7 protein-coding genes are annotated in these 17,584 nt (G+C 74.3%); 4 read left to right on the forward strand and 3 right to left on the reverse strand.

Annotation, left to right across the window (positions count from 1 at the left end; translation table 11 throughout):
* Positions 1-59: 59 nt before the first annotated feature.
* The 4 genes from recC to GGQ54_RS01675 all read left to right on the forward strand — a co-directional run bounded on the left by recC (position 60) and on the right by GGQ54_RS01675 (position 9,952).
* A complete protein-coding gene (recC, locus tag GGQ54_RS01660) occupies positions 60-3,431 on the forward strand; it encodes an exodeoxyribonuclease V subunit gamma (protein ID WP_179443804.1) in 3,372 nt (1,123 codons plus the stop codon).
* The gene (locus GGQ54_RS01665; RefSeq protein ID WP_179443805.1) at positions 3,428-6,757 is read left to right on the forward strand and encodes a UvrD-helicase domain-containing protein; all 3,330 of its coding nucleotides are present in this window, start codon (positions 3,428-3,430) and stop codon (positions 6,755-6,757) included. The genes recC and GGQ54_RS01665 overlap by 4 nt, the downstream gene beginning before the upstream one ends.
* Positions 6,754-8,661 carry an exodeoxyribonuclease V subunit alpha gene (recD, locus tag GGQ54_RS01670; RefSeq protein ID WP_179443806.1) on the forward strand — a complete coding sequence of 636 codons (1,908 nt, stop codon included), beginning with the start codon at positions 6,754-6,756 and terminating at the stop codon, positions 8,659-8,661. Before GGQ54_RS01665 ends, recD begins: the two co-directional genes overlap by 4 nt.
* Before the next feature lie 271 nt (positions 8,662-8,932).
* Complete coding sequence (locus tag GGQ54_RS01675) at positions 8,933-9,952, forward strand: magnesium and cobalt transport protein CorA (protein WP_179443807.1); 1,020 nt, start codon at positions 8,933-8,935, stop codon at positions 9,950-9,952.
* Between the two features lie 71 nt (positions 9,953-10,023).
* Here the strand turns inward: GGQ54_RS01675 and nudC are convergent, their stop codons facing one another.
* The 3 genes from nudC to GGQ54_RS01690 are packed head-to-tail and all read right to left on the reverse strand — an operon-like array spanning position 10,024 to position 17,422.
* Positions 10,024-10,896 (reverse strand): NAD(+) diphosphatase, encoded by an 873-nt coding sequence (gene nudC, locus GGQ54_RS01680; RefSeq protein WP_179443808.1) that lies wholly within the window; start codon positions 10,894-10,896, stop codon positions 10,024-10,026.
* An 11-nt stretch (positions 10,897-10,907) separates the two neighbouring features.
* Positions 10,908-14,201 (reverse strand): ATP-dependent helicase, encoded by a 3,294-nt coding sequence (locus GGQ54_RS01685; protein WP_179443809.1) that lies wholly within the window; start codon positions 14,199-14,201, stop codon positions 10,908-10,910.
* Entirely contained in the window at positions 14,198-17,422 is a 3,225-nt protein-coding gene (locus GGQ54_RS01690) for a UvrD-helicase domain-containing protein (RefSeq protein WP_179443810.1), read from the reverse strand. Before GGQ54_RS01690 ends, GGQ54_RS01685 begins: the two co-directional genes overlap by 4 nt.
* Between the last annotated feature and the right edge of the window lie 162 nt (positions 17,423-17,584).

The following is a 17,584-nucleotide window of genomic DNA, read 5'->3' on the forward strand; positions in this document are numbered from 1 at the left end:
CCCGGCGCCGCGACGCACCACGACACGACTGTCGGACCGCTCGCCTAGGGTGGTCCGCGATGTCCCAGCCAGCGCCCGACCGGCCGCAGCGCCCCGGTCTGTTCATCCATCACGGACCCGATCCGACGGTGCTGGCGGGCGTGCTGGCCGACCTCCTGGTCGACCCACTCCCCGACCCGTTCGCGTTCGAGGTGGTGAGCGTGCCGTCGCCCGGGGTGGAGCGCTGGTTGTCCCAGACCCTCGCCGCCCGGCTCGGTGCCGGGCCGGCAGGCGACGGCGTCGCCGCCGGCATCGACTACCGGTCGCTGGAGAAGTTGATCACCGGAGCCGTCGATGCGGGCGCCGGCGCCGACGACCCGTGGGCGAGCGATCGGCTGCCGTGGCTGGTGTTGCAGGCGATGCTTGCCGCCCGCGAGGAGGACTGGTTCGGCACGGTGCAACGGCACGCCTGGCCGAAGCAGAATCCCGGCGGGCGGGCCTGGGCGACCGCCGACCGGATCGCCGGCCTGTTCCGCGGTTATGCCGCGCAGCGACCCGAGCTGATCCGGCGCTGGCGGGACGGGGCGGACGCGGCGGCGGACGGTACGCCGCTGCCGGCCGATCGGGTCTGGCAGCCGCGGCTGTTCCGGCTTGCCGCCGAGCTGGCGCAGGCGCCGGACCCGGTGCAACGCCTCACCGACGCCGTGGCCGCGCTGCGCGCCAAGCCCGCCCGTGCGGGGTTGCCGCAGCGGCTGGCGATCTTCGGGCCGACGCGGCTGAGCACCGATCAGCTCGCGGTGATCGACGCGCTGGCCGCCCATCGCGCGGTACACCTGTTCACCCCGCACGCCTCGCCCGCCGCCTGGCGCGCGATCGCCGAGCTCGGCCCGCGCCCGGCCGGCCCCCGGGCCGCTGACGACTCCTGGCGGGTGGTGCGCAATCCGCTGGTCAACCGCCTCGGCCGCGATGCGCGCGAGCTGCAGTTGCGGCTCGCCACCAGCACCGGCGTACCGCTCGCGCACGATCTCCCTGTCCCCGATCCCCCTGTCCCCGATCCCCCTGTCCCTGATCCTCCTGTCCCCGATCTCCTGACGCCCGATTTCCCGGCGGGCGACGCATCGGAAACGCTGCTCGGCCGGCTGCAGGCGGACCTTCGGGCGGACCGGGCCCCCTCCCCCGGTGCGGTCGCGGACACCAGCATCGCCATCCACCGCTCACACGGCCCCGACCGGCAGGTGGAGGTGTTGCGCGAGGCCCTGCTCGGGCTGCTCGCCGACGACCCGACGCTGCAGCCGCGCGACATCGTGGTGATGTGCCCCGACATCGAGACCTTCGCGCCGCTGATCTCGGCCACGTTCGGGCTGGCCGACGGGCCCGGTGATCATCCCGGCCACCAGTTGCGGGTTCGGCTGGCCGACCGGTCGCTGGTGCAACTGAATCCGCTGCTCGCGGTGCTGGCGGAGTTGCTCGCCCTGGCCGATGCGCGGGCGGGCCTGTCGCAGGTGCTCGATCTGTGCGCGCAGCCGCCGGTGGCCCGGGCCTTCGGCTTCACGCCCGATGACCTGGAACGGCTCGCCGAACTGGCCGAGGGGGCCGGCGTGCGCTGGGGGCTGGACGCGGGGCACCGGTCGCGGTTCGCGATGGGCGGCTTCGGCCAGAACACCTGGCAGGCCGGCCTGGACCGGATGCTGCTCGGCATCGCCATGGATGCCGACGGGCAGCATTTCCTCGGCACGGCCCTGCCCCTGGGCGATGTGGATTCCTCGGACGTGGCCCTGATCGGCCGGCTGGCCGAGCTGCTCGCCCGGCTGCGCCGGATCTGTGCCGAGCTGGCGCGCCCGCACGATGCCGCCGGCTGGGTCGCCGCGCTGCGCGATGCGCTGGAGCAGGTCAGCGCGGTGCCGTCGGCGGAGTCCTGGCAGCTCGCGCATGCGCATGCGACCCTGGCCGAGCTCGCGCCGCCGGGCGAGGCATCGACCAGCGAGCTCACGCCGTCCGATGTCTCGGCCATGCTGGCCGACGCCTTCCGCGGCCGGCCGAGCCGGGCGAACTTCCGCACGGGCAGCCTGACGATGTGCACCCTGACCCCGATGCGTTCGGTGCCGCACCGGGTGGTGTGCCTGCTCGGCATGGATTCCGACCGCTTCCCCCGCACGGTCACCCCCGACGGCGACGATCTGCTCGCGCTCGACCCGTGGGTCGGTGATCGCGACCCGCGCAGTGAGGACCGGCAACTGCTGCTGGATGCGATCATGGCCACCCGTCAGCATCTGATGATCATCCACTCCGGCACCTCCGAGCGCACCGGTGAGCGCCGCGAGCCGGCGATCCCGGTGCAGGAGCTGACCGATGCGCTGCAGACCATGATCGGCCCCGACGGGCTGGCCGCGATCACCACCGATCACCCGCTGCAGCCGTTCGCGCCGGACAACTTCCGCGAGCCCGAACCGCTGAGCTTCGATGCCGTGGCACTGACCGGCGCGCGGGCCGCGGCGGCGCCACCACGCGAACCGATCGATCCCTGGCGCGCGACCGGGCTCGCCCGGACCGACCCCGCGGCGATGGTCGAACTGTCGGACCTGACCGCGTTCTACACCCACCCCGCGCGGGAGTTCCTGCGACAGCGGGCGGGGCTCTCGCTGTGGGCGCAGGACGACCCGCCGCCGGACGAGATCCCCGTCGAGCTGGACGGGCTCGCCCTGTGGCAGATCGGGGATCGGATGCTGACGGCCGCGCTGGCCGGGTCGGATCCGGACCGCGTCGTCGCGGCGGAATGGCGCAGCGGCGCCGTCCCCCCGCGCAATCTCGGCGCACCGCAACTGGACCGGTTGCGCCGCGACGTGATCAAGGTCCGCGACGCCGCGCTCGATCTCGCCCAGTTGCCCGCCAGCAGCCACCAGGTGCTGGCCACCGTCGGTGAGCGGCAGGTGTTCGGCGTGATCCCCGGCGTGCGGGGCAACGACATCGTCGAGGTCACCTTCTCCCGGCTCGGTGCCAGGCATCGAATCGTCGCCTGGCTGCGGCTGCTCGCGTTGACCGTGGCCGAGCCGGGTCGGCCCTGGCGCTCGGTGATCATCGCGAAGTCGGGTTCGCGTACCGTCCTCGGTCCGGTCGCGCAGGCCGATGCCCGGGCCCGGTTGCACGACCTGCTGATCGTGCGCGATCTCGGTCTGCGCGCGCCACTGCCGCTGCCGCTGACGACGGCCGCGACCTATGCCGAGATCGCCCACACCGGCCGCGAACCGGGCCCCGACGACCTGCGCCATGCCTGGGAGCGCGACGCCGATGAGATCTGGACCCGGTGGTACGCCGAGCTGGGCGATCTCGAACGGCCCCGGGCCGGCCGCGAGGATGCCGGCAACAGCGAGCCGGCGGCCCGCGAGTCGCGGCGAATGCGGGCCCTGGCCCGCCGGGTCTGGCAGCCGCTGTTGGACGCGGAGGCGAGCGGATGAGCGGCGACCTGCCCACCTTCGATCCCGTCGGCCCGCTGCCGAGCGGCACCATCGTGCTCGAGGCCTCCGCCGGAACGGGCAAGACCTGGACGATCGCCGCACTGGCGGCCCGCTACCTCGCCGAGGGGGTCGTCGGACTCGACCAGTTGATGATGATCACCTTCAGTCGGCAGGCCACCCAGGAGTTGCGCAACCGGATCCGCGGCCGGCTGGTCGCCACGGAGGCGGCGCTGTCGGCACGTCTCGCCGACCCCGCCGCGTCGCTGCCCGACCCGGTCGACCGCCTGCTGGCCGCCACCACACCGGAGGAGCTGCGCGCCCGGCGCGACCGGATCGCCCGCGCGCTGACCGAGCTCGACGCCGCGACCATCGCGACCACCCACGAGTTCTGCCAACGGATGCTTGCCGGCCTCGGCGTGCTCGTCGATCACGGTCGCGACGACGTGCTGGTGGAGGACCTGTCCGACCTGGCCCGCGAGGTGGCCGCCGACTTCTACCTGCGCGCCTATGCCGATGCCGACCGCCCGGCCTTCGGCTGGGCGGAGGCGCGCGACATCGCCGCCCGGGTCGTGGAGTACGCCGATGCCGCCATCGCGCCGGACGACGACTCGCCGCGCAGCCGCTTCGCCCGCGGCGTGCGGGCGGAGGTGGAGCGGCGCAAGCGCCGGCTCGGCCGCTACACCTTCCATGATCAACAGCAGCGGTTGGCCGATGCACTGCGCGACGAGCCGGCGGCGAGGGAGCGGCTCGCCGCCCAGTTCCCGGTGGTCCTGGTCGACGAGTTCCAGGACACCGATCCCGTGCAGTGGGAGATCCTCGCCACCGCCTTCGACGGGGCCTCGACGCTGGTCCTGATCGGCGACCCGAAGCAGGCGATCTACGGGTTCCGCGGTGCCGACGTGAACAGCTATCTGCGCGCGGTCCGGCAGACCGGTGCGGTGGCCACGCTCGGCACCAACTGGCGCAGCGACGCACGGCTGGTCGACGGGCTCGGGCAGTTGTCTGCCGGCGCCGAGCTCGGCCATCCCGACATCGCGGTACGCGAGGTCGCGGCCGCCCACACCGCCCCTCGGCTGGCCGTCACCGAGCCGCTGCGGCTGCGCGTGCTGCCCGCCGGGGAGCGTCGCCCGCGGGTGGGAACGCTGCAGACCGCGATCGTCGCGGACCTGACCCGACAGGTCACCGCCCTGCTCGCCGATCCCCCGACGCTGGCAGACCAGCCGCCGCCGGGGGCGGCGGGTCCCGGACCCGAGGCTGCCGACCGCCCGCTGGCCGCCAGCGACATCGCGGTGCTGACCCAGACCCACCGGGTCGCCGACACCGTGACCGAGGCGCTGGCCCGGGCCGGCGTACCCGTCGTGCGGGTGGGCGCCGGGAGCGTCTATCGCAGCCCCGAGGCCCGGGACTGGCTGGTCCTGCTGGAGGCGCTGGCCCAACCCCGGCCGGCCAGGATCCGCCGGGCTGCGCTGACGGTGTTCGGCGGCTGGACGCTCGCCGAGCTGGCGGGCGCGGACGAGGCGCGACTCGCCGAGTGGACCGCGCGGATCCGGGGTTGGCGGCGGGTGCTCGCCGGCCACGGCGTGGCCGCGCTGGTCGAGGCGCTGGGCGAGGCCGGGCTCGCGGAGCGGCTGCTCGGCGTGCGCGGCGGCGAGCGCCGACTGACCGACCTACGCCAGATCGGCCAGGACCTGCATGCCGCCCAGCGCGCGCGCCAGCTCGGCGTCGCCGGACTGATCGAGTGGCTCGGCGAACAACTGGCCGATGCCGACCAGCGCTCGGAGAAGCGCGCCCGCCGCCTCGACACGGACGCCCACGCGGTGCAGGTGATGACGGTGCATGCGGCCAAGGGGCTGGAGTTCCCGGTGGTGCTGCTGCCCGATCTGTGGCGGTCCGCCAGCCCGCCCGTGCGCGGGCCGCAGGTCCGCTACGACGAGAGCGGCCGGCGGGTGCTCGATGTCGTCCCGCGCACCGGACCGCACCCCGGGCGGGCCGAGGAGGATCGCGCGGACGCCCTGCGCAAGGCCTATGTGGCGCTGACCCGGGCCAGCCGGATGATCATCGCCTGGTGGGCGTGGCACGACCGGGTCTCCCCCGAGGCGCCGTTGCACCGCCTCCTGCAGCGCACCGGACCGGTGCCGCCGGACCGGGCGCGGCCCGGCGTCGACCCGGGCACCGCCCCCGGCTTCGCGGTCTCCGAGCTGGTCCCGGACGAGGCCGGTGACCCGCCGCAGTTGACCCGACCGCCGATTCCCGGGCGGCTGTCGGCCCGCGTCTTCGACCGGGAGCTGGACCTGACCTGGCGCCGCACGTCCTACTCGGGACTCACCGCGCGGGCCCACGATGCTGCGCATCCCGAGCCGGCGTCGCCGGCGCTCGCCCTGGGCGGGGCAGCCGACAGCGAGCCCGCTGCCCGCGAGGACGACGAGCCGGGCGCCGACGGCGAAGCGCTGCCGACCCGTACGGGCCCCCAGCTCGCCGATGCCGACCTGGCCCTGCCGTCGCCGATGGCGGGCCTGGTCTCCGGGACCGCCTTCGGCACGCTCGTCCACGAGATCCTCGAGCGCGTCGACACGACGGCCCCGGACCTCTCCGCCGCCGTCCTCGCCGCGGCCCGGGAGCAACTGACCCGGCTGCCGCTGGCCGGCGTCGGCGCCGAGGAGCTGGCCGCCGCGCTGCAGCCGGTGCTGGCCACCCCGCTCGGCCCGCTGGCCGGCGACCGCACCCTGGCCGACTTCGCGCCGGCCGACCGGCTGGCCGAGCTCGACTTCGAGTATCCGCTGGGCGGCGGTGATCGCCCGGGCGCCTCGGGGGTGGTCGGCGACATCGCCGGGCTGTTGCGCCGCCATCTGCCGGCCGATGACCCACTGGCGCCCTATCCCGACCTGCTCGACGCGCCGCTGGTCGCCGAGGAGTCCCTGCGCGGCTGGCTGACCGGGTCGATCGACGCGGTCCTGCGCGCCACCGACGCCGGCACGCCGCGTCACTTCGTCGTCGACTACAAGACCAACTGGCTCGGCTCGGCGCCCGGCGAGCCGCTGACCGTCGGGCACTACGCGCCACAGGCGATGGCCGGCGCGATGATGGCGGCCCACTATCCGCTGCAGGCACTGCTCTACTGCGTCGCGTTGCACCGCTTCCTGCGTTGGCGGCTGGCGGACTACCGGCCCGATGATCATCTCGGCGGCGTGCTCTATCTGTTCGTGCGCGGGATGGCCGGCCCGGCCACACCGGTGATCAACGGTACGCCGTGCGGCGTCTTCGCCTGGCATCCGCCGGCGGAGTTGATCATGGAGTTGTCGGAGTTGCTGCACGGGAGGCGGCCATGATCACCCGCGATCTGGTCGCCGGCGCGACCGGCCTGCTGGCTCCCTTCAATGCGGCCGGGGTGTTGCGGGCCGCCGACGTCCATGCCGCGCTGCGGATCGGCCAGTTGCACGAGGGGACTGGCGGCAAGCTCGACGAGCGGGTCCTGCTGGCGCTCGCCCTGACCGTCCGCGCGCTCGAGGGCGGGTCGGTGTGCATCGACCCCGAGCTGGTGCACGGCGACGTTTTCGAGACCGAGCCGGCGCCCGGCGCCGCAGCGGGCGAGGCGACCGAACAGTCGATCGCCACCGCGGAGCTGCCGTGGCCCGAGCCGGCCGGCTGGCTGGCCGCGCTGCGTGCCTCCGACCTCGTCGCCGACGGCGCGAGCGCACCGGGCGGGCGCCCGTTGCGGCTGGACGGGACGCGGCTGTACCTCGATCGCTACTGGCGCCAGGAGGACCGCGTCCGCCGCGAGCTGACCGATCGCTGGATCGCGCCCGCAGCCGATCTGGACCCGGGCGAGCTTCGTGCGGGGCTGGACACGCTGTTCGACGGCTCGGGACTGCCGGACGGCGTACCCGATCAACAGCGGTTGGCAGCCGCGATGAGCCTGCTCGGTCGGGTGACGGTGATCGGCGGTGGCCCCGGCACCGGCAAGACCACGACCGTGGCGCGGATCCTCGCGCTGCTGCACCGCCTCGCCCCCCGCACGCCCCGGATCGCGCTGGCCGCACCGACGGGCAAGGCGGCCGCGCGACTGGAGGAGGCGGTACGCCGAGCCGCCGGCGAGCTGCCGGCGCCGTTCGACGCGGTGTCCGGCGCACTCACCGGCCTCCGGGCCACCACCTTGCACACGCTGCTCGGCGCGCGCTACCGCTCGACCCGGATGCGCCACCACGAGGGCAACCCGTTGCCACACGACGTCGTGGTGATCGACGAGATGTCCATGGTCTCGCTGACCATGATGAACCGGTTGCTCACCGCCGCCAGGCGCGATGCCCGGCTGATTCTCGTCGGCGACCCCGACCAGCTGGCGTCGGTCGAGGCCGGCGCCGTGCTCGCCGACATCACCGCGGCCAGGCCGGCGGCTTCGCCGCAACTGCGGGCCCGGGTCGCCGAGGCAGCCGACCGGCCGGCGGCCGAGATCGTCCCCGGACAGGTCACGCTCGAGCACACCTGGCGCTTCGACGGCGGCATCGACGAGCTCGCCCGGGCCGTCCGGGCCGGTGACGCGGAGGCGGCGCTCACCCGCCTGCGCTCCGGCACCGACCGACTGGCCTTCGTCGAGACCGACCGGCCGGCCGGCGAGCTGCTGGGCACGGCGCTGCTGACCGGCGTCCGCGAGCGGGTGATCGAATCGGGCCGGGCGCTGGTTGCCGCGGCGCGCGCCGGTGACGCCGAGGCGGCGCTGGCCGCGCTGGATCGGCACCGGGTCCTCTGCGCACACCGGGGTGGCCCGTTCGGCGTGGCCCGCTGGAGCCGGATCGTCGAGGGCTGGCTCGCCGAACAGATCACCGACTACGGCAGCGAGGGCGAGTGGTATCTGGGCCGCCCGTTGATGATCACCCGCAACGATCCGGAGGCTGGCCTCTACAACGGCGACACCGGCGTGGTGGTGAACACACCCGCGGGCCCGCGCGGCGCGTTCGCGCGGGGGGGCCGGGCCACCCTGGTCTCCCCGCTGCAGCTCGACGCGACGGAGACCGTGCACGCGATGACGGTGCACAAGGCCCAAGGCAGCCAGTTCACCGCGCTGACCATGATCGTTCCGGCGCCGGACTCGCCCCTGTTGACCCGCGAGCTGTTCTACACCGGGATCACCCGGGCGAGTGATCATGTCGAGGTGATCGGCAGCGCGGAGGCGATCAGGCGCGCCATCGAGCGACCGGCGAACCGGGCATCCGGGCTGCGCGAGCGCCTCGGTTGACCGGCCGCGTCGGCGGACGGCGGCCGGTTGGCGCCCGCGTCGCCCAACTGGCAGGATTGAACCCGGACGGCGCCCCGCGGCGGGCGCCCGCATCGCGTACGGACGGTGCGCGTTGATCTTGAGGGAGGTGAGCGCGGTGAGCGACGACGTCAGTAGTAGTCACTCGCCGCGACGCTGACCCCCGCCGGTCGGTCTCGCGGCGAGTCGTCTCGTCCCCGATCACCTGCGGCCCGCGTCCGGCCGGCCGCGCGAAACCGAACCGGAGCCCGCCATGGCGCCCATCGTCCAGAATGCCGTCTATCGCGACGGAGGCCACAAGATCGAACTGGCCGACCCCGAGCAGACCTACCGTGCCCTGCGTGAGGGGGGCGGGCTGGCCTGGATCGGCCTGTACCGCCCCAACGAGGCCGAGATCGCCTCGCTCGCCGAGCGGTTCTCGCTGCACGAGCTCGCCGTGGAGGACACGGTGACCGCGCACCAGCGACCCAAGCTGGAGCGCTACGACGACGTGCTGTTCACCGTGCTACGGCCGGCGCGCTACATCGACGCCGAGGAGCGCGTGGAGTTCGGCGAGCTGCACGTGTTCACCGGACCCGACTTCGTGATCACGGTGCGGCATGCGGAGTCGCCGAAGCTGCAGTGCGTCCGGCGGCGGATGGAGCAGCATCCCGAGCTGCTGCAGCTCGGGCCGGAGGCCGTGTTGTACGCCGTTCTCGACCAGGTGGTCGACGAGTACGTACCGGTCGTCGACGGCCTTGAGCACGACATCGAGGAGATCGAGTACCAGGTCTTCGCCGGCGACAGCTCCGTCTCGCGGCGGATCTATGAGCTGTCGCGCGAGGTGGTGGAGTTCCAGCGGGCCACCCGGCCGATGATCGCGATGTTGCGCTCGCTGACCATCGGCTTCGACAAGTACGGCGTGGACGAGGAGTTGCGGCGCAGCCTGCGCGATGTGGAGGATCACCTGCTCCGCGTGGTGGAGCGACTCGACCAGGCTCGCGGACTGCTGCAGAACATCCTGACGGTGAACTCCACGCTGGTCGCCGAGCGTCAGAACGAGGAGATGCAGCGCGCCACCGAGGTCAATCTGCGACAGAACGAGGAGGTCAAGCGTATCTCCGGCTGGGGCGCCATCTTGTTCGCGCCGACCCTGGTCGGCACGATCTACGGGATGAACTTCGAGATCATGCCGGAGCTGGGCTGGACCTACGGCTACCCGTTCGCGCTCGGCCTGATGGCGCTGGTCTGCATCAGCTTGTTCATCGTCTTCCGCCACCGACGCTGGATCTGACCGCGACCATGATCACGAGGCGCCGCCTCGAACCATGATCACGCGTTCTTGACGCGCGGCGCCGGCCCGGCTCAACGGGCGATCGCGGGCGCCTTCGCGGTGAGCCAGGCGTCGATCATCCGGCGGGCGATGCTGGCCGACCCGGGCAGGCTGATCTCCCCCGCCGCGGTGGCATCGCGTACCTCCTGGCGGGTGTACCAGCGCGCCCACTCGATCTCCTCGCCGTCGACGGTGATCTCCTCGCTCGCGGCCCGGGCGAGGAAGCCCACCATCAGCGAGCGCGGGAACGGCCAGGGCTGGGAGCCGAAGTAGGTCAGCTCGTCCAGGGTCACGTCGGATTCCTCGGCGATCTCGCGGTGCACGGCCTGCTCGAACGACTCGCCGGCCTCCACGAAACCGGCCAGCACCGACACCCGGCCGGCATCCCAGCTCGCCTGGTGGGCCAGCAGCAGCCGGTCGGCCCGGTCCCGGATGGCGACGATCACGGCCGCATCGGAGCGCGGGAAGATCTCGTTGCCGCCGACGCTGCAGCGCCGGGCGAAACCGCCCCGGATGACGGTCGTCTCCGCGCCCTCGTGCGGGCAGTGCCGGTCGGTGCGGTGCCAGTGCGTCAGCGCCACCCCGGCGACGGCGATGTCGCGGCCGGTGTCGTCGGCGGAGGGGATGATCTCGCGCAACGAGGCCATCGGACCGTCCGGCAGGGCCTCGACGGCGAACACGGGGGCGTCGTCGACGGTGCCGAGCAGGAAATGGCGTTCGGGATCGAACTCGACGAACGGGCGGGTCATCCGCAACGAACCGTCGTCATTGACGAAACACCGCCCGTGCTCGTCGATCTTCAGCAACAGCGCGTCCGGCTGACGCCACTGGCAGGCCACCCAGTCGGCCGAACCGCGATGCTCGTCGACGCGGTCGAGCCGGCTGGCGGAATTCCAAGGTTCCACGTCTGCCAACGCTACCCGCGCGATCCGCTCCCGCGCGAGCCGCCGAAGATCCGCTCCAGCTCCGCCCGGTCGGGCAGCCCCACCGGGCGGAGCAGCCGATCGGTACGCACGAAGTAGAAACCCGCCTCGACGCTCTCGACCTCGACGCCCTGCAGCTCGGCCCAGGCGAGCCGGTAGAGCGCCAGTTGGTACGGGTCGGTCGCATCCCGGTCCCCGGTCTTCCAGTCGACGACCAGCCAGCGCGGCCGGTCGTCCCCGGGCGGCGGATCGGCGGCGTAGACGGCGTCGATCCGGCCCCGGATCACGCGATCGGCGAGCAGCAGCCCGAACGGTTGCTCCAGAGCCAGCGGGGCGCGGTCGGCGAAGCGGCCGGTGGCGAATCGCTCGGCCAGGCGGGCCAGCTCGGCGTTGTCGATCAGTTCGGCCAGACCGTCCGGATCGTCGTCCAGCAGCGGCGGCTGGGCCTGGTGGCGCCGGGCGGCGAACCGTTCGACCCAGCGGTGGAAGCGCGTACCGAAGCGGGCCGTCGCCGACGGTGGACGAGGCATCGGCCGGGCCAGCTCGGCCGCGAACGATTCGGGCTCGGCGTGGGCCCGCAACAGGCCCGTGACCGAGATGCCGGCCGGCGCGGGAACCGCCCGCGTGCCGCGGCGCGCGGCGCGCGCCTCGGCCAGCAACTGGTCGATGTCGGCGTCCCATTCGGCCAGCCTCGCCTCGGCATCGAGCAGCAGGGGCTCGGCATCCAGCAGCAGCGGCTCGGCATCCACCGGCAGATGCTCGCGGGCCGGCGCGCCGCTCGCCGTCGCGCGCCGGGCACGCTCGACGGCCTCGGCCGCCTCCCGGCGCCGCCGCAGCTTGTCCGGGTCGAGCGGCGCCGGCCAGGCGACGGCGCGGTCGGGCCGGTCGAGCGGATTCTCCTCCCCCGGCGCCGGGGGCGGCGCGTCACTGTGCAACCGCCCCTGGCGGACGGCCTGGTCGCGGATCGCGGCGAAGTACGCCGAAGGCCGGCGCGGCTTCTTGGTCTGCGGACGCCAGTGGTGGGCCGATCCGATCAACGAACTCCGGGCCCGGGTGACGGCGACATAGGCGAGCCGGTCCTCGGACCGGCGCTGGCCCGCACGCAGTTCGGCGGCGTACTCCCCCATCGCCTGCTTCGTCGGTTCGGTGAGTTGCGGGATCGACGCGGCGTCACCGCGCAGGTCCGCGGGCAGCACCGCGGCGGACCGCAGCCAGTTCCCGGTGACCCGGTCGCTGGGGAACACATCGTCGACCAGCCCCGGCAGGAAGACCAGCTCCCACTCCAGACCCTTGGCCTTGTGCACGGTGAGCAGCTTCACCGAGTCGGCGCCGGACGGCACCGCCTGGTCCAGGCCGGTGCCGGTGTCGATCTCGGCCCGCAGCCACGCCAGCAGACCCGACAACGACGCATCGCCGTCGACATCGACATAGCTCGCGACGGCGTCCAGGAAGGCGCCGAGCTGGTCGCGTCGGCCGGATCGCGCGAGATCGGGATCGGCGCCCAGCTCGACGTCCAGGCCGAGGGTGCGGATCACCCGCCGGGTCAGGTCGAGCACCGGTTCGCCGGTGTGGGCCCGCAGCGCCGCGAGCTCGGCCGCCAGGCGGGCGAGCCGTTCCCGGGCCGGCGCCGAGAGCGGCGCGTGGCCCGGGTCGTGCACGGCATCGAGCAGGGAGACGGTCTCGGCGGGATCGGTCCCCCCGACCGCCTGCTCCAGTGCCGCGGCAAGATCATCGGCATCGGACTCGCCGGCCGGTCGCGCCCCGGCCAGCTCCCGTGCCCGCTCGCCGAGCACCGCGAGGTCGCTCGGACCGATCTGCCAGCGCGGGCCGGTGAGCAGCCGGATCAGTTCCGGATTCGCCGTGACGTCGTCGAGCACGGCCAAGGTGGCGATCACGTCGGCGATCTCCGGCAGCTCGAGCAGGCCGCCCAGGCCGACGATCTCGGCCGGCACGTCACGATCGCACAGCGCCGCATAGACCACGGCGATGTCGGCATTGCGGCGCGCCAGCACGGCGATGTCGGACCAGCGCAGCACCCGGGCGCCGGCGCGGGCGCGGGCGATCCGGTCGGCGATCCACGCGACCTCGTCGGGCCAGGTGGGCAGCACCGCGGCGCCGACCGAGCCCGGCGCGGTGTCCTGCGGCGCGCGGAGCTCGGTGTCGGACAGGTCGGTGCCGGTGTGGGGATCTGCCCGCAGCGGGATCGCCAGGGCATTGGCCACGTCGAGGATGGCCGGGCCGCTGCGCCGATTCACGGTCAGGGTGAACCGCTGCGCCCGGTCGCCGTCGGCGGACGGGAAGTCCTCGGCGAAGGAGATGATGTTGGACGCCGCCGCGCCGCGCCAGCCGTAGATCGCCTGGAACGGATCGCCGACCGCCGTCACCGGGTGGCCCCGGCCCGCGGCCGGGTCGGGGCCGGAGAACAGACCGCGCAGCATCAACGCCTGGGCCGCCGAGGTGTCCTGGTACTCGTCGAGCAGCACGACCCGGTACGCCGAGCGCAGCGCCGCGGAGACGGCCGGCACCTCGCGGGCGAGCCGGGCGGCGGTGGCCATCTGGTCGGCGAACTCGACCAGCCCGCGGCGCTGCTTCAGGTCGGCGTACTCACCGGCCAGGCTGGCCAGTTCGAGCCGCTCGGCCAGCACCGCCTCCGCCCTGCTGACGTCGGCATAGGGCTTGCCGCGCCATTGCGGCGCCTGCGCGAATGCCACCCGGTGCTCGCGCGCGTGCCGATCCAGCTCGCCGATCGCGACCAGGTGCGAGGACAGCTCGGCGTCGAGCTGCAACACGCGCTCGGTCACGGTGCGCGGCTGCAGCCTGGAGATGGACTCGAACGGCCCCGCGGCCGCCGCCACCACCCGCGACGCCAGCCGGAACCGCGACGCGCCGGTGATCATCAGCGGCTCCGCCTCGTGGCCGATCCGCAGCCCGTGCTCGCTGATCAGCCGCTGGGCGAAGGCGTCATAGGTCATGATCACCTGCTCACCGGCCTCGTCGACGCCGCGCTCGTCCACCACCCCGGCGGCGTCCAGCGCCCGCCGCACGCGGTGGGACAACTCGGCGGCGGCCTTGCGGGTGAAGGTGAGGCCGAGCACCTGCGCCGGGCGTACCTGACCGGTGCCGACGAGCCAGACCACCCGGGCCGCCATCACGGTCGTCTTGCCCGAACCGGCGCCGGCGATGATCACGCCGGGCTCCAGCGGCGCGGTGATGGCGGCCAGTTGTTCGTCGGAGAACGAGATGCCGAGCAGCTCGCCGACCTGTTCGGGCCGGTCGATCGCGCTCATGCGACCACCCGCGAGCCCGCGGCCAGAGCGGGGCAGCTACCGGCGAACGGGCAGTGCCGGCAGCCATCGCCGCGGCGCGCGGGAAAGCTCTCGGCGCGGGCGATGCCGGCGGCCTCGGCGACCCGGGCATGCACCCAGGTCGGCTGGGCCGGCGAGCCGGCCTCGGACTCCGCGGGATGCGGCACCTCGTCCAGGGACGGCTGGACGACCGAGACGGGCCAGGGCTGGTCGACCTTGGCGGCCTGCACCCGCAGGAAGACCAGCTCCCCGCCCGCGACCCTCCGCACGCCCGGCGCCCGGCGCTCGAATGCCCCGGCCGCGGCCGCCAACTGGTAGACCCCCAGTTGATCATGGACGGCGGCCTCGGCCGCGCCGATCGCGCTGCGGGAGGTCTTGTAGTCGACCAGGTACAGCCGGCCGTCGGCGGTCAGCTCCAGCCGGTCCACCCGGCCGCGCAGGCGCACCGGCTCCGCTCCCGCCAACTGCACCGTGGTGTCGAAGCCGATCTCGGTCCCGACCAGGGTGCGGTGCCCACGCGCCTCGACCCAGCCGGCCCACCGCTGCACCGCCGCCTCCGCCTCGGCGCGCTCGCTCGCCGACAGCCAGTGCGCGTCGAACGACAGTCGGTCCCACACGGCGTCGAGCTCGCCCAGCCGGCCGCGCGCGGCCGCACCGTCGGCGGAGTGTTCGATCAGCGCGTGCACGACCGAGCCGAAGAGCGCCGCATTGCCGTGCGGGCGTTCGCCGCGCGCGCGGCGGGCCAGGAACCAGCGCCGCGGACAGTCGAGCGCTGCCCCGATCTCGGAGCTGGACAGCACGAGCGGGCCGTCGTCGGCCCGGGGGGCGCCGGTCGTCGCCTCGTCCATCCCCCACCAGCTCGCCGGGTCCGCCATCGGCACCAGCGGCCGGCCGGCGTCGTCGCAGGCCTCCGCGAGCCGGGCCAGGCGCTGCGCCGCCGCATCGCGCACGGCCGGTGGCTCGGCCGGATCGACGCTGACCCGGCGCAGCTCGGCGACGAGCGAGCCGAGATTGAGCGGCCGGGCCGGTCGGCCGGCCAGCTCCCGGACCGGTACGCCGAGCTCGGCCAGGAATCGCGACGGCTGATCGCCCTCGCCCTCGGTGCCGGCCACGGCGGTCACGACCAACCGTCGCGCGGCCCGGCTGCAGGCCACCAGGAACAGCCGCCGCTCCGCCGCGAGCCGAGCGCTGCCCGGCTCGGGCTCGAGCAGTCCCGCGGGACCGAGCCTGGTCGGCTCGAGCAGCGAGTCGCGCCCGCGGAGGTCGGGCCACAGCCCCTCCTGCACCCCGGCGACGACCACCAGCGGCCACTGGAGGCCCTTGGCCCGGTGGGCGGTCAGCAGCCGGACCGCGGCACCGCGCACGGCCGCCTCGCGCTGGGTGTCGGCCGGGATCTGCTGTGCCTCCACCTCGGCGAGGAAACCCGCCAGGCCCCGCGCGCCGGAGACCTCCGCCGCCCGACCGGCGACGTCGAACAACGCGACCACCGCGTCCAGGTCGCGATTGGCCCGCCGGGCGGACTCGCCGCCGCCCAGCGCCTCGGTGCGCAACCGCTGCGGCCAATCGGTGCCGGACCACAGCGCCCAGACGACGTCCTCGGCCGGCCCGGCGGCCGCGGCGCGCCGCGCATCGGCCAGCAACCCGGCCAGGTCGCGGGCCGCCCGGACCTCGGGCCCGTCGGACAGCGCATCGAGTCGCTCGGGCTCGGCCAGTGCTCGGTGCACGAGATCGGCCGACGGCGCCGGCAACACCGCCTCGCCCAGCTCCGCCCGCTCGGCGGCGCGCAGGGCGCGCCCCAGCCGCCGGACGCCGAGGCTGTCCAGCCCGCCCAGCGGGGAGACCAGCAGGCGATGCGCCTGGTCGGCATCGGGTACGCCGCCCGCGGCGACGACCTGGCAGCCGAGCAGCAGCGGGCGGACCGCCGGCTCGGCGGCCAGCGGGATCTCGTCGCCGGCCACCTCGATCGGTACGCCGGCGGCCAGCAGGGCCCGGCCGAGCGGCGGAATGCCCCGGCGCCCGGAGCGGACCAGCACCGCCATCTCCGACCAGTCCAGACCGTCGCGCAGGTGGGCCGAGCGGAGCAGATCGGCGATGTGCTCGGCCTCGGCGCTCGGCGAGGCGCAGGTATGCACCTCCACCCGGTCGTTGACCTGGTCGGGCGCCGGCTCGCGCAGGGCGGCATGGACCGGCGGCGGCAGCGGGCGGGCCAGCGGCAGCCGGCGCGCGACGCCGGCGAGGGCGGCGGCGATCCGGGCGCCGTGGCGATGTCCGGTGCCGAGCGCCAGGATCGGCGCCGGCGTACCGTCCGGATCGGCGAAGTCGACGCCGAAGTCGAGGATTCCGCGGCTGTGTGCCCCGCGGAAGGCGAACACCGACTGGTCGGGATCGCCGAAGGCGACCACATTGCGCCGCTCCCCGGCGAGTGCGCGCAGCAGCCTGATCTGGGCCGGGTCGGTGTCTTGGTACTCATCGACCAGGATCTGGCCGAACTCGCGGGCGAACGCCTCCCGGACGGCCGGATCGGCGAGCAGGATCCGGCTGCGGTGCACCAGCTCGGCGTAGTCGAGGACACCCTCGGCATCCAGCACGTCCAGATACTCGGCCATGAAGGCGCCGGCGGCCGACCAGTCGGCGCGGTCGGCGCGGCGGCCCAGGCCGGCCAGATCGTCGGGGTCCAGGCCGAGCTGTCGCGCCCGCGCCAGCACGTCACGGACCTGCCCGGCGAATGCCCGCGTCGGCAGCGCCGCGGCGAGTTCGGCCGGCCAGCCGGCGGCGACGCCCGGGCCGGACAGCAGTTCGCGGACGCGGAACTCCTGTTCGGGGGCGGTCAGCAGCCGCGGCATCGCGTCATCGGGACCGAAGCGGCGGACCAGGGCGTGCGCCAGCCCGTGGAAGGTGAGCACCCGCGGGATGGCGCCGGGCCGGTCCAGCCGCCGCGCGATCCGGTCGCGCAGGGCGCCGGCCGCGCGCCGGGAGAAGGTCAGCACGAGGATCGATCCAGGATCGGCGCCGTCGTCCACCCGGGCCGCCACCGACTCGACCAGCGTGGTGGTCTTGCCGGTGCCCGGGCCAGCGAGCACCAGCAGCGGCCCGGTGGCGTGCTCGACGACCCGGCGCTGGTCGGGATCCAGCTCGGGTCGGGGCTCGCGCGCCACCACCGGGGGCAGCAGTCGCCACGCCGGCCCGGCCCGATTCTCACTCACGCACCCATCCAAGCACCCGCGTCTGACAGCGCCCGCGCGAGCCAACAGGAGATTTACCGACAAAATGCCGGACTTCGGTTCCCAAGCCGGACGACATGTGACAGTGTGTGTCGAGCCACGAGACGTGGGGTGGGGAGAGCGAGTTTCCACGTTCCTGTGCCG

Origin of the sequence: Naumannella cuiyingiana (genome assembly GCF_013408305.1) — a bacterium.
Lineage (GTDB): Bacteria > Actinomycetota > Actinomycetes > Propionibacteriales > Propionibacteriaceae > Naumannella > Naumannella cuiyingiana.